This is a genomic window from Allostigmatella hybrida (genome assembly GCF_020103775.1).
Lineage (GTDB): Bacteria > Myxococcota > Myxococcia > Myxococcales > Myxococcaceae > Hyalangium > Hyalangium aurantiaca.
The window spans coordinates 623416-635991 of record NZ_JAHXBH010000001.1 but is presented as its reverse complement, the minus strand read 5'-3'; the positions used below and the strand labels follow the sequence as shown (position 1 = coordinate 635991).

Here is a 12576-nt window from a genome sequence, read left to right as displayed (position 1 = left end):
CCGCTCTCCTGCTTCCCCCCACGCCGTAGGGCCCGACTTGAACCCTCCCGAGAAGACTTCCTCCGGCCTGCGCCGGCCCCGCGTGCTCGTGGGACTGGCGCTGGCGCTGGCGCTGGGGCTGTTCGTTGCCCATGGACTGCTGGCCCGGGCGCGGGAGGATGCCTCGCTCGAACGCGAGCAGCGCCGGGCCCTCATCTCCCTGCGCGCGCTCACGGAGCTGGTGCAGCGGGCGGGGGGCAGTGGCGATGGGGTGCGCGCGGCCGTGGCCTCCTGGCAGGACCAGCTGCCCGCGGGCAGCGCCGTGCGGGTGGTGGCCTTCTCCGGCATCCGCCTGGAGGCCTCCACCTTCCCGGAGGACCAGGGCGACAAGGCTGCCCCGCGCCGGCTCGCGCGCGAGGAGAAGCCTCTCTATGACCGGGGACAGCGGCTGCGCACCTCGGTGGAGACCAACCGCGAGGAGAGCGGCGCCCGCAAGCAGGAGCTGGAGGCCGAGGGACTGCCCGGCGGCGGCCGGCTGATCTCCGCGCCGGTGGAGGTGGAGGGCACCGTGGTGGGCATGGTGGAGCTGGCCACCCCGCCCCTGCCCAAGGTCGAGCCACCGGGCCTGGTGCCCGCGCTGCTCGCCTTCCTGCTGCCGCTGCTGCTCGTCGCGGCGGTGGGCTTCGCCCCGCTGCGGCGCCAGTGGCAGCTCACCGCCGTGGCGGCGGTGGCGTTCCTCGGCGGCATGGGGGCCTATGCTGCCCACTCGATCACCTCGCTGGAGGACGCGGTGCGCGGCTCGCAGCAGGCCGTGGCGGATCAGCTGGAGGCGATGACGGGCCGCGCCCGGACGGTGATGGAGGCGCAGGGCCTGCCGGCCGAGCCGCCGCTCACCCCGGGCACCTGGGACGCGGACCTGTTTCGCCGGCCCCTGGGGCTGCTCACCGCGCAGGGCCAGGTGAACACGCCCATGGTCGATGCGCGCGTGGAGCGGCAGCGCGGCGAGGCCCAGCAGGCCTTGTTCGGCCTGGGCGGGGTGGGGCTAGCGCTGGTGCTGCTCATTGGACTGGGCGGCGTGCACCGCCTGGCCCACACCGTGAAGGAGAACCGCCAGGCCTACGCGTACATCGCACCGGCGATGCTGGGCATGCTGGTGCTCATCTTCTTCCCATTCTTCTACGGCATCACGCTGTCCTTCACGGACGCCAACCTCTACAACAGCAACCAGGCGCTGGCGGACATCTGGATCGGCCTGCGCAACTACCAGGACATCCTCGGGGACTTCTCCATCGCCCACCGGGGCGAGGAGGGCCAGTGGGTGTTCAACTACCTGAACTTCTACTGGACGTTGATGTTCACGGTGGTGTGGACCGTCACCAACGTCACCATCGGCGTGACGGTGGGGCTCACGCTGGCGCTTATCCTCAACACGCCCAAGCTGGCGCTGCGCCCCATCTACCGGGTGCTGCTCATCCTGCCGTGGGCCATGCCCAACTACATCACCGCGCTCATCTGGAAGGGCATGTTCCACCAGCAGTTCGGCGTGGTGAACCATGTCATCCGCATGTTCGGCGGGCAGGGACTGAGCTGGTTCGAGTCGCCCTTCACCAGCTTCTTCACGGCGCTGGCCACCAACGGCTGGCTGAGCTTCCCGTTCATGATGGTGGTGTCGCTGGGCGCGCTGCAGTCCATCCCCGCGGAGCTCTACGAGGCGGCGCGCGTGGACGGGGCCTCGCGCTGGGAGCAGTTCCGGGCCATCACCCTGCCCTCGCTCAAGCCCGCGCTGATGCCCGCCGTCATCCTCTCGGTGGTGTGGACCTTCAACATGTTCAACATCATCTTCCTGGTGACGGAAGGTGAGCCGGGCAACTCCACCGAGATCCTCGTCACCCAGGCGTACAAGTACGCCTTCCAGCGCTACCGCTACGGCTACGCGGCCGCGTACTCCACCGTCATCTTCGGCATCCTGCTGCTCTACAGCGTGGTGCAGAACCGCATCACCCGCGCCACGGAGGCCACCTGATGGCAACGCAACGCGAGGGCCTCTCGCACCTGCCGCTGCACGCGGTGCTGCTGGGCTTCACGGTATTCACCCTCTACCCCATCCTCTGGGTCATCTCGATTGCCTTCTCGGGACGCCAGAGCCTGGCCATCACCACCCTGCCCGAGCAGGCCACGTGGGCGGACCGGCTGCGCGCCGTCACCCCATGGCCCGAGGTGTGGTCCTTCTCCAACTTCAGCTCGGTGATGACGGATCAGCCGTTCGCGCGGTGGATCTTCAACAGCGCCATCATCGCGATGGGCACCACCGTGGTGGGGATGTTCCTGGCGTGCACGGCGGCGTACGCCTTCAGCCGCTTCGAGTTCCCGGGCCGGCGCGCGGGGCTGATGTCCTTCCTCGTGTCCCAGATGTTCCCGGGCACGCTGATGCTCATCCCGCTGTTCATCATCCTGGTGCAGTGGCTGAAGCTGGGCAACTCGCGCCTGGGCCTCATCATCGTCTACGCCACCACCTCCATCCCCTTCAGCGTGTGGATGCTCAAGGGCTACTTCGACACCATCCCGAAGGAGCTGGAGGAGGCGGCCATCATGGAGGGCGCCTCGGTGGGGCGCGTGTTCTGGACCATCGTGCTGCCGCTGGCCAAGCCCGCGCTGGCCGTGACGGCGCTCTTCTCCTTCATGACGTCGTGGAACGAGTTCATCCTCGCGGCCACCTTCATGGAGCAGGACACGATGTACACGGCGCCCGTGGGGCTGCGCTTCTTCGTGGGCGGCTACTCCCAGCAATGGGGCTACTTCGCCGCGGGCTCCATCATCGTCTCCATCCCCGTGGTGCTCCTGTTCCTGTTCCTCCAGAAGTACCTCGTCTCCGGCCTCACCGCCGGCGGCGTCAAGGGCTGACGTCTTTCCCCCCCCCGATAGGAGAAGCCGCATGAAGACCCGCCTCGCCACCCTCACCCTGGCCGCCTCGCTGCTGGGGCTCCCCGCCGCGGCTGCCGGCAAGCTCACCTTCAAGGACCCCACGGGCGATGACAACGGCCCGGGCAAGTACGTCTACCCGACGGACACCGTCTACAAGAAGGGCACGTTCGATCTCACCGAAGTCACCGTGGAGAAGAAGGGTGACAACGTGGAGTTCACCGCCAGCCTCGGCGCCAACCTGGAAGACCCCTGGAAGATGGGCAGCGGATTCTCCCTCCAGATGGTTTTCATCTTCATCGACAAGGACGGCAAGGCGGGCAGCGGCCACACCGAGGGCCTGCCGGGCCTGAACATCCAGTTCGCCCCTGAGGCCGCCTGGGAGAAGGTCGTCCTCCTCTCGCCGCAGGCCGCCCCCCGCCTGAAGTCCGAGGTTGGCAACAAGGCCGCCTCGCTGAAGGACGACGTCGTGGTGCCCTCGCGCACCAAGGGCTCGGGCCGCAAGCTCACCGGCTCCGTGAAGGCCTCGGAGCTGGGCGAGGGCGACCCCAGCCAGTGGGGCTTCCAGGTGGTGGTGCAGTCCAACGAGGGCTTCCCCGCCGGCAATGACCTGATGACGCGCAAGGTCAACGAGTACGAGGGCCAGCACCGCTTCGGCGGCGGCCACGACGGGGAGTGTGATCCGCACGTCCTCGACACCCTGGCGGGCAGCGCCAAGGGCGACGCCTCCGAGGCGAAGGCCCAGCACGACATGCTGAAGTACGAGTGCGCCGAGGACGGCAGCACCAAATCGCCCGCAACCCTGACAATGATTCGTCAGGGCAAGTAACACCGTCTCATGTAACACCTGTCTCACGAGGACACGGCTGGACCGCCGCGGGCCCCCATCCCGCGGCGCCCGTCTGGCCCTGGAGGAGGGTTTCACATCATGCCGAAGAAGTTCCTACTGCGGGGCGCGCTGGCGCTCACCGCGACCGCTACCCTTTTGCCCGCACTGCCCGCGGAGGCCCAGGACGGCCCCCGGCTGCAGATTGGCGGAACCACCTATACGAAGTGGCTCTGGGGCAACCTGCGCGACCAGGGCGCCCTGTACAACTTCACCACGATTCCCGGTGAAGGCTATGGCGACAACGGCCAGGGCACGGAGCTGGAACTGCTGCTCAACGCCCGGCTCTCCAACCAGGTGGAGATCCGCGGCCGCATCCACAGCCGCTTCAGCCAGAACTTCTGGACGAACTTCGGCGGCTTCGGCGGAGACCCCAACAAGCCGTGCGTGAACGGAGACTGCGGCGAGTTTGATCCACGCTCCAACCAGTACATCAAGCTGCGCGGCATGGCGGTGACGCTCACGCCCGGCTACCTCATCGACTCGGCCACCATCGGCGCCAACGACTTCGGCCAGTTCGATCCGTTCGTCATCGGCCGCATCCGCTACATCGACCGGGACAACGCGCACGGCATCCTCCTCCAGGGCTCGGGCTTCGACCGGAGGATCACCTGGGATGCCACGCGCATCAGCCTGCCCCGGCTGTGGGCGGGCCCCTCGTTCAGCACCGGCCTGTTCCACGCCTCGGACGCCGCGTACGGCTTCCAGACGAAGTGGTCCCTGTCGGACGCGCTCGATGTGGGCGGCATCTTCAACTACGTGAATGACGCGGAGGTCGCCCCCCCGTCGGTGGACAACAACATCGACAATGGGAGGGATTTGACGCCGCGCTTCCGCAACGGCGTGGGTGGCCTGAAGGCGAACCTGCGCGTGGGCGACACGCTGGATGTGCGCGGCGCGCTCTACCACTCGTACGCCAACGCGGACCCGGTGCTCTCACCGGCGAACTTCGGCCTCAACGGCTTCTCGCCGGTGCCGGCCGGGCGGCGCGAGGACCAGACATACCGGGTGGATGTGACGCTGAATGACCCGCTGGACATCGGCCTGTCGCTGAACATCCAGGGCTTCAGCATCGGCGCGGACTACGTGGCCATCATGGCGGCGCGGCGCGAGTCGGACGTGCTGCTCACCGAGGGCCACGACGGCAGCTTCGCCTTCCCGGATCCGTCCAACAGCTCCTTCGGCGTGTACAAGGGCAACCCCACGAAGATTGGCTACGGCGGGTGGACGGGCGACACGCAGCAAGTGGCCACCATCAACGTGGACAACGACTTCACCGACTTCGACGAGCCCTTCGCGGAGACGGCCATCGGCTGGAAGGGCGTCACGGTCAACCCCGTGTACAGCAACGGCGCGTTGGATCTGACGGGCGAGTACTCGTTCATCACGTACAACACCAACTGGCAGGCGTACGGGGATGACCAGACGTCCTACCTGTCCACGCCGTACCCGACGGCGGAGCTGGATCCGGGCGTGGGCCACAACTTCCGCACGGCCTACCAGCCGTTCCAGGACAAGCGCACGCACATCGCGGTGGTGAAGGGCAAGTACGTGCTGGACGTGGCCCGGGGCATCGACGTGTTCGGCAAGGTGAAGTTCATCCACGAGACGGACAAGCGCATCAACGACGCGCGCTTCCTGCCCTACCAGCAGGGGGCGTGCTCCGAGGACGGGCTGGGCTGCCAGGACCTGCGCAACGAGTACGCGCCGGGGCTGTCCACGGCGGACACGTTCCGCAACCCGGGCATCGTCGAGTCGAACGGGCAGCAGGGCTACCAGTGGAAGCCCTTCACCAGCCTGAAGGATGACGACCGGCTGCTGCGCTACAGCACCTTCACGCTGGGCGCGGGCTACCAGCTCACCGACGACCTGTACGCCTCGCTGAGCTACACGAAGTACCTGGCGGACCTGTTCGACGGCAACACGGCGTTCCAGGCCTACAGCCAGCACCAGATGGCCTCGGGCTTCCACAACAAGAACTCCATCCTGGTGAAGGCCAAGTACATCCTGGCCGGCGTGGAGTTCGGCCTGGAGGGCCAGTACGCGTTCGGTACGTTCGATCCGGACTTCGGCGACGGCTTCCTGCCGACGGTGGCGGACAAGGACACGGCGGCAGACCACAACGTGGCCGTGGGCTCGCCAGGCTTCCGCAACCGCAACGGCGGGTGGAACAGCCTGGAGACGCGCGAGTTCCAGCACTACCGGCTCAAGGCGTTCATGAAGGCGCAGTTCTAGCCGCAGTGGGAGGGGCCCTCCCGGGCTCCTCCCTTCAGGCCTGGAGGCTCAGACCTCCTGAAACCTCACGCCCGTGGCGCCCATGCGCTCCAAGGCGTCCTTGATCTCTCCGGAGACGATGAGCGCGACCGTCCACCCCTCGGGACGGAACACCTGGGCGCTTCCCACCTGGGTCCGGTCGATGCGCAAGTCACGCACGGAGAGGTACTTTCCGACCATGTCCGGAACCCCGTCTTCGTGGGTCCAGAGCTGAATCCGGGACGCCTGCTCGTCGATACAGCGGATGAGGCGTTTGGCCACGAGGATGAGGTACTGATCCGGTTGGCCCTCCACGTCCACGGGGATGAGCTGCACATCGTCCGGGGCCAGCTCCGCGAACATGGACGCAACCCGGACATGGACCAGCGGGACACCAACGTTCGCTTCCGTGAAGTCCAGCGGCTTCCCCGCGATCTCGACGGGAATTCTCAAGCGTTCCGGACGGGCGACGGGTTCCCCGATCGTGAACTGCGCATCATCCACTTTGAGGCCGTGACTGTCCGTCGGCGTGTCTAGGTGCCATCGATGCGGGACATACACATTGTCGGCGAGCTTGAAGAAGCGCTTGGACATGAACTCCATTTAGTGTGGTTAACGCCAAGTAACGAGTTGGTTCAGCCCTTCACGCTTGCCCCTGCGGGGTGATGCTCGCGCTCAACGCTTCCGCATGGAAGCAGGCCGGCTCCCCGTCCACCGTTCACTCGACCTTCACCTTCTTTCCCTCTTGAGCAGGGCCCTGCGCGCGGCGACGCTCGCCGGGCCTTTTTCCTTCCAGGAGATGTCCCGCGATGACTTTCTTCCGCCGTCCCCTTCCCTGGCTCGTCCTAGGGGCCGTGCTCACCAGCGCCTGCCCGGGCCGGCACACCCGCGGCAACACTCCCCTCTTCACCCTGGAGGACCCGCGCGGGGATGACCATGGGGACGGCGATCTGCGCTACCCCCTGCGCGAGGACATGGCGCCCGGAAGCCTGGACCTGCTGTCGCTGGCGGCCTATCCGGCTTCTGGAGGCACGGTGTTCACGGCCACGTTCGCGCGTCCCATCGCCAAGCCCGAGGCGGCGCGCACCGTGGACCTGACGGGAGAGACCCAGGCCCAGCGGGCACGGTTCGGCTTCTACACTTTCAACGTGGACCTCTACGTGAACACGGATGGCGTGGAAGGCTCGGGACGCACCGATACCCTGCCCGGACGGTTCCTTACCCTCGCGCCGGGGAGCGCCTGGGAAAAGGCCGTCCTGCTCACGCCCCGGCCTTACCAGGCCCGGGACGCCCTGCGCGGCCTGTGGCAGCACGAGGCGCGGCAGGAGCGGCAGCGCCAGCAAGGGCCTGTGGGAGAGGCAGTCCTGCGGGAGATGGATGCGGAGGTGGAGCGCGAATTGGAGGCACGGGTGTTCATCCCCACGCGCGTGCGCGTCAACGGTCCCACCGTGGAGTTCTTCGTGCCGGAGAAGTTCCTGGGCGGCATGGCCCAGCCCGGGTGGGGCTATGCCGCGGCAGTGACCGGGGCCAGCCTGGAGACCAAGGTGGACGTGCCCGCGCTCTTCGGCGGCACACCCCGCGCCCAGGGATTGATGGTGCTGCCCATTGGGACCGGAGACTCCCGGGAGCGCTTCGGCGGAGGACGGCTGGGCGACCCCGGCCAGTCCCCCGTCGTGGACTTGCTGGTCCCCGAGGGCGTGACCCAGGAGCAGGTGCTCGGGGTCAATGCCCCACCCTGGCCCGCCGTGGTCCCCCTCCGCTGAGCCTGTTTCTGCTTGGCCTGATGCAGGATTCGCTTACTTGGACTCGACCCGTCCGAGCGGTTTGGCGGCGCCCGTCAGCGCGCTTTGCGCTTCCTGCCAAGCGGAGTCTCCGGGGTAGAGCGCGGTGCGGAGGTAGGCCCAGGTGAGGCGCTGGACGGCAGCCACTCGCTCGGGGTTCTCGTCCGTGGTCTCGGCGACGTCGTATCCCGAGATCCCGCCGAGCCCGTGCCCTGCGTCGAACAGGGTGACCAGGGACTTGGGGCTTGGGCCCAGGAGGTATGGATCAGCGTGCCAGCCGGGGCCCGCGGCCGTCAGATGGGGAGAGTCGTCCTTGTCTCCGGCGACCACGAGCGCGGGCGCCGTCATCGTGGAGAAGTCGATGGTCGAGAAGAAGGGGTAGCTCTCGGCGGCGGACTTGCTGAGGGCGTCGCCTCTGCCGGGCGCGGCGAGCAGCACGCCCGCCTTGATCCGGGGCTCGGTGAAGTTCACTTCCGTTCCGTCGCGGGGATCCTTGTGCCGCGCGCCCAGCAGCACACTCGCGGTGTGCCCGCCCATCGAGTGCCCGATAACGGCCACCTTGCTCCGGTCCAAGCGCCCGGCGAGCCCAGGGACGGCGCGCTCGATCGCGTCGAGCTGGTCGAGGATGCGCTTCATGTCCTGGGCCCGCGAACGCCAGTACAGAGGCGCATCGGGGTCACCGGAGCCGAGGGTGAGCGTCTTTGAATCGAGATGGGTGGGCTGGATCACGGCGAAGCCGTGCGCCGCCAGGTAGTTGGCGAGGGGGGCGTAGCCGTTCAATGAGGAGAGGTGGTTGGAGCGGCCGTGGCCGTGCGAGATCAAGATGATGGGCAGTTCGCCTCCGGTCACCGGCGCGGAGACTCGCACCTGGAGATCGACGGCGCGGCCGGGAGCTGGCAGCACGATGGGGCTGATCGAGAAGACCGGAGTAGGCGCGCTGGGGATTCTGGCTGCGGGAGTCGGTTTGCTCATGATGTTGATTTCCTTCCGTGGGCTCGGCCCCGTGAAAAGGACCGGAGACGAGAGCGCGGAATATGAGGCGCGGCGCGCTCCACGTATTGGAAGGACCGGACATTTCATCGCTCCTTCCGCGCCGCCTTGAACGGCCGCGGTGGACACGCGAGGATGCGAGGGTGCCGCGCACGATGGACTCCGCCGCTCTGACGTTCTCGCTTTCCCGCTTCGTCGAGGACGTTCGCGGTGTCGTGCCAGTCGCTGGCCGCGCCTGTCACGAGCGGCTGCCCGACGGAAGAACGACCCTTGTCTTTCGAGTGCTCGAGGAGGGCCGCAAAGGGGATGTGTGCGTCGCGGGCCCGCGAACGCGGGCGCTGTTCAAGAATTCACCCGGCGTCGCGCGGGCGGTCATCCTTCAGTTCAAGCCAGGCTGGTCGGCGCCGCTCCTGGGCGTGGCAGCGAGCGCGCTGACGGACCAGATCATCCCGTTGGAAGAGCTCTGGGGCCGACCGGGCGGCGACCTCTGCCATGAGCTCCTCGCGGCGCGAAGCCTGCCGGAGATGCTTGACCGGATCTCCCACGCGATTGCCCTTCGTCCCCACCCGGCATTCGAACCGGCATCGGCACGGCTCGCTCGCCGCGCGGTTCGCTTGCTCGAAGGCGGCGAGGTCCGGGTGGAGAGCGTGGCGGAGCGGCTTGGCGTCACGGCGCGGCATCTTCGCCGCGCCTTCACGGAGAGCGTCGGCATCGGACCGAAGGATTTCGCGCGGGCCGTTCGCTTGCAGCGTGCCGTGGGGATGGCGGCAACCTCGAAGGACTGGGGACGCATCGCCGCAAACGCGGGCTATTACGACCAGGCGCACCTCATTGGCGACTTCCGGGAGCTCGTCGGGCTCACACCGGGCGCCTTCCTGAAGCGCGCGGGCGCTCGGGGTGCGATGGAAATGGCCCGGACCGAAGGGTAGGAAGGAGGCAAACCGCCCTGCCCCCGGAGCGCCCCATGCCGTCGCGGCACCTCGTCGACCCCGAGTTACATCCGTTCATCAAACAGTGGTCCGAGCTCACCCCCACGCGCGAGACGCTGCCTGGCATGCGGCTCGAGCTGGCGCGAGGGTTGGAGAAGGGAGCGCCAGCCGCGCTGCCCAAGGATGTCGAGGTGTCCGAGCGCTGGGTGCCGGGTCCGCCGGGCGCGCCCGAGGTCCGGGTGCTCGTGTACCGGCCCAAGCGGAAGTCTCCGGGTGCGTGGCCCGCGATGCTGCACATGCACCCCGGTGGCTACATCATCGGCTCGCCCGAGATGAACGACGTGGGCAACCGGTGGCTCGCCAGCCGTGTCGGGTGCGTCATCGTCTCGGTGGACTACCGCCTGGCCCCCGAGACGCCCTTTCCAGGTCCCGTGGAGGACTGCTACGCCGTGCTGCGCTGGCTGCATGCGAACGCCGCGCAGTTGGGCGTGGACGCGAGCCGCATCGCCATTGGGGGCGAGAGCGCGGGGGGCGGACTCGCCGCGGCCTTGGGATTGATGGTCCGGGATCGAGGCGAGGTGCCCGTCATCTTCCAGGTGCTCATCTACCCGATGATCGATGATCGCACGGCCACGGGAGTCGACCCTGCCCCCCACGTGGGAGAGTTCTTCTGGACGCGCGCGTCCAACCGCTTCGGCTGGGAATGTCTGCTCGGCCAGAAGCCCGGAGGCGCGAACGTGTCTCCCTACGCGGCCCCCGCGCGCGCGGCCTCACTCGCAGGTCTGCCTCCTACCTTGGTGAGCGTGGGCGCGCTCGATCTCTTCGTGGAAGAGAATCTGGAGTATGCACGCCGGCTCCTGGCGGCGGGCGTGCCCACCGAGCTGCACGTGTACCCACGGGCTGTCCACGCCTTCAACCTCGTCGAGCAGACTCAGGTCGCTCAGTCCTTCCTGCGCGACTACGAGCAGGCCCTACGGCGCGCGTTCTACCCCTCGGTCGCGCCCCCGGATGCCAAGCCCACCGTGAAGAAGAGCACCGCGAAGAAGAAGAGCGCCGCGAAGAAGAGCGCTGCAAAGAAGAAGAGCGCCGCGAAGAAAGGGACTCGGCGGCCGAGCCCACGCAAGCGGAGCAGATAGCGGCACCGGGCCGATGAGTTGCTCCTCGCGCTGTGACCCGGCGATGAAGTCTGACCAGCGATAGGAGCCCCGCAGGCCGATGCAACGAGGCCATGGGCCCCCGGGCTTGCCCCGGTTTGGGGCTCTCCTTCACTTCGTGTGGTTCAGCGTCAGCGAGCAGGCGAGCCCTGCTCGTGCGGCCATCCTCAGGCGCTCAGGCTCCATATAACTTGCGAGAGAGCCACAAAACCGGCTCTCCCGCACTTTGTACGGATGCATCGGAAGTTCAGAACCGTTACTCCTGAACGGATTGGGAATGACTTCGCGGCTCCAGGAGAAGGGCTCCCGGAGCGCCGCGCCACCGGCTCAGATTCCGACGAAGAACCTCTGCGAGCCGTCCATGTTCAACACCCAGGCAGAAACGCTCATGCGCCGGAGCACGACGGCCGCGAGCGCCATGTGGCGCATGGGCACCCTGAGCACCCGCTGTCGGGTCCCACTCTCCAGGAGCCGCTCCACCGCGAGCTGAAGCCGCGGGAAGGAGCCGGACGTTTCCACTTCCGTTCCCCAGACACCGTTTCGAGACAGGGCGTCCAGCCGCCTTCCACTGGGCAGCGGGACTTCGACCTGGCCACCGAAGCCCGCGGATCGGAGCTTCGCCCTTTGATGAGCACGTGATTCGGCCATGGTCAGTCCTTGTTCGCCGCGAGGAGGAGGCCGAAGCCCACGAACGCCACCAGGGCGGCCGCGACGCCCATACCGTAAGCGGACGAAGATGGAGCCGAGACCGGAGGTCGAGTCGGAACGGTCGGAATCCGGAGCACGTTGCGCTTCGGAGGGAAGTGCTGCACCTGGGCCTGAGCCAGCGCCTGGGCTCTCAGCGCACCGAGCCGCGCCCGGATCTGGCTGATGCTGGGCCGCATGCCCGGCTGGGTCGCGAGCATCTGGTTGATGAGCTGTTCCAGTCCGGGCGCTCCCGGAATCTGGATCCGCAACACCTCGTAGGCCTGGGGCTCCCGGCCCACGAGGAGCGCGAACGCCACTGCCCCCAGGGAGTAGATGTCTCCGGACGGGGACGCCAGCCCCTCTGGAGGCATGTAACCTGGGGTCCCTCCGTTGTGATTGCCCAGCATGACCGTCTGCCCCAGGCCGCCCCGGGCGAGGCCGAAGTCCGCGAGCTTCGCGACCCCGTCCTTGTGCAGGATGTTCCCGGTCTTGAGGTCACCATGGAACGCGCCCCGCCCGGAGGCGTGGACCTCCTCCAGCCCCTGGACCACCGTGATGAGGTAGCCCAACACCCGCTCCACGGGCAGCCGCTGCCGGACCAGGGCCGTAAGGTCCCCGTCCATCAGCTCCATGGCGAAGCCCCGGCGCCCATCCTGGAGCGTGACTGGCCCCAGGTACCGCACGACATAGCGCCCCTGGTACCGCTGGAACCGCCGGGCCTCGTCATCGATGAGCCTTTGGTTCTCCGGCGAGGTGTCCTTCGGAAACTTGGCGACGAACAACTGTCCCGCCTCGTCCTGGCACTTCAGGAGCTTACCCAGGCCACCGCCCGTGAGTTCCTGCTGCACCGTGATATGTCCTTGAATTTCCATAGTTTTTTTGTCCTGGCCCCTTCACACCCGGGGATTGCTGGCGGAGTAGCCCACCAGACCGGCATACAAGGGCTCCTTGAAATAACCCACGAAGTTAAGATGGCAAGCTGACATGAGAATTTTATT

General features: G+C 67.5%; 11 protein-coding genes. 7 read left to right on the top strand and 4 right to left on the bottom strand.

Going from position 1 to position 12576, the window contains the following annotated elements:
* Positions 1–37: 37 nt before the first annotated feature.
* The 4 genes from KY661_RS02465 to KY661_RS02450 all read left to right on the top strand — a co-directional run bounded on the left by KY661_RS02465 (position 38) and on the right by KY661_RS02450 (position 6019).
* Positions 38–2002, top strand: a complete 1965-nt coding sequence (locus KY661_RS02465) for a carbohydrate ABC transporter permease (RefSeq protein ID WP_225408649.1) — start codon at positions 38–40, stop codon at positions 2000–2002.
* A complete protein-coding gene (locus KY661_RS02460) occupies positions 2002–2880 on the top strand; it encodes a sugar ABC transporter permease (RefSeq protein WP_075010259.1) in 879 nt (292 codons plus the stop codon). Before KY661_RS02465 ends, KY661_RS02460 begins: the two co-directional genes overlap by 1 nt.
* A 31-nt stretch (positions 2881–2911) precedes the next feature.
* On the top strand, positions 2912–3727 hold the full coding sequence (locus KY661_RS02455; RefSeq protein ID WP_225408648.1) for a glucodextranase DOMON-like domain-containing protein: 816 nt from the start codon (positions 2912–2914) through the stop codon (positions 3725–3727).
* A 99-nt stretch (positions 3728–3826) separates the two neighbouring features.
* On the top strand, positions 3827–6019 hold the full coding sequence (locus tag KY661_RS02450; RefSeq protein WP_225408647.1) for a hypothetical protein: 2193 nt from the start codon (positions 3827–3829) through the stop codon (positions 6017–6019).
* A gap of 48 nt (positions 6020–6067) precedes the next feature.
* On the opposite strand, the gene KY661_RS02445 is transcribed toward KY661_RS02450, so the two are convergent.
* Positions 6068–6631 carry an imm11 family protein gene (locus KY661_RS02445; protein ID WP_225408646.1) on the bottom strand — a complete coding sequence of 188 codons (564 nt, stop codon included), beginning with the start codon at positions 6629–6631 and terminating at the stop codon, positions 6068–6070.
* Between the two features lie 215 nt (positions 6632–6846).
* On the opposite strand from KY661_RS02445, the gene KY661_RS02440 reads away from it, so the two are divergent.
* Positions 6847–7800 carry a glucodextranase DOMON-like domain-containing protein gene (locus KY661_RS02440; protein ID WP_225408645.1) on the top strand — a complete coding sequence of 318 codons (954 nt, stop codon included), beginning with the start codon at positions 6847–6849 and terminating at the stop codon, positions 7798–7800.
* 33 nt (positions 7801–7833) lie between these two features.
* Here KY661_RS02440 and KY661_RS02435 read toward each other — a convergent pair whose 3' ends face one another.
* Positions 7834–8790 (bottom strand): alpha/beta hydrolase family protein, encoded by a 957-nt coding sequence (locus tag KY661_RS02435; RefSeq protein WP_225408644.1) that lies wholly within the window; start codon positions 8788–8790, stop codon positions 7834–7836.
* Positions 8791–8951: 161 nt separating this feature from the next.
* Here KY661_RS02435 and KY661_RS02430 point away from each other — a divergent pair, with 161 nt between their 5' ends.
* On the top strand, positions 8952–9737 hold the full coding sequence (locus KY661_RS02430) for a helix-turn-helix domain-containing protein (protein ID WP_225408643.1): 786 nt from the start codon (positions 8952–8954) through the stop codon (positions 9735–9737).
* 35 nt (positions 9738–9772) lie between these two features.
* Positions 9773–10873, top strand: coding sequence for an alpha/beta hydrolase (locus KY661_RS02425; protein WP_225408642.1), 1101 nt, complete (start codon positions 9773–9775; stop codon positions 10871–10873).
* A gap of 345 nt (positions 10874–11218) precedes the next feature.
* On the opposite strand, the gene KY661_RS02420 is transcribed toward KY661_RS02425, so the two are convergent.
* Entirely contained in the window at positions 11219–11410 is a 192-nt protein-coding gene (locus tag KY661_RS02420; RefSeq protein ID WP_225408641.1) for a hypothetical protein, read from the bottom strand.
* 131 nt (positions 11411–11541) lie between these two features.
* The gene (locus KY661_RS02415) at positions 11542–12450 is read right to left on the bottom strand and encodes a protein kinase domain-containing protein (RefSeq protein ID WP_225408640.1); all 909 of its coding nucleotides are present in this window, start codon (positions 12448–12450) and stop codon (positions 11542–11544) included.
* Between the last annotated feature and the right edge of the window lie 126 nt (positions 12451–12576).

Excerpts from the sequence above, each read along its gene's own strand:
- KY661_RS02460 (WP_075010259.1), top strand. The coding sequence starts at position 2,002 with ATGGCAACGCAACGCGAGGGCCTCTCGCACCTGCCGCTGCACGCGGTG.
- KY661_RS02455 (WP_225408648.1), top strand. The coding sequence starts at position 2,912 with ATGAAGACCCGCCTCGCCACCCTCACCCTGGCCGCCTCGCTGCTGGGG.
- KY661_RS02450 (WP_225408647.1), top strand. The coding sequence starts at position 3,827 with ATGCCGAAGAAGTTCCTACTGCGGGGCGCGCTGGCGCTCACCGCGACC.
- KY661_RS02445 (WP_225408646.1), bottom strand. The coding sequence starts at position 6,631 with ATGTCCAAGCGCTTCTTCAAGCTCGCCGACAATGTGTATGTCCCGCAT.
- KY661_RS02440 (WP_225408645.1), top strand. The coding sequence starts at position 6,847 with ATGACTTTCTTCCGCCGTCCCCTTCCCTGGCTCGTCCTAGGGGCCGTG.
- KY661_RS02435 (WP_225408644.1), bottom strand. The coding sequence starts at position 8,790 with ATGAGCAAACCGACTCCCGCAGCCAGAATCCCCAGCGCGCCTACTCCG.
- KY661_RS02425 (WP_225408642.1), top strand. The coding sequence starts at position 9,773 with ATGCCGTCGCGGCACCTCGTCGACCCCGAGTTACATCCGTTCATCAAA.
- KY661_RS02415 (WP_225408640.1), bottom strand. The coding sequence starts at position 12,450 with ATGGAAATTCAAGGACATATCACGGTGCAGCAGGAACTCACGGGCGGT.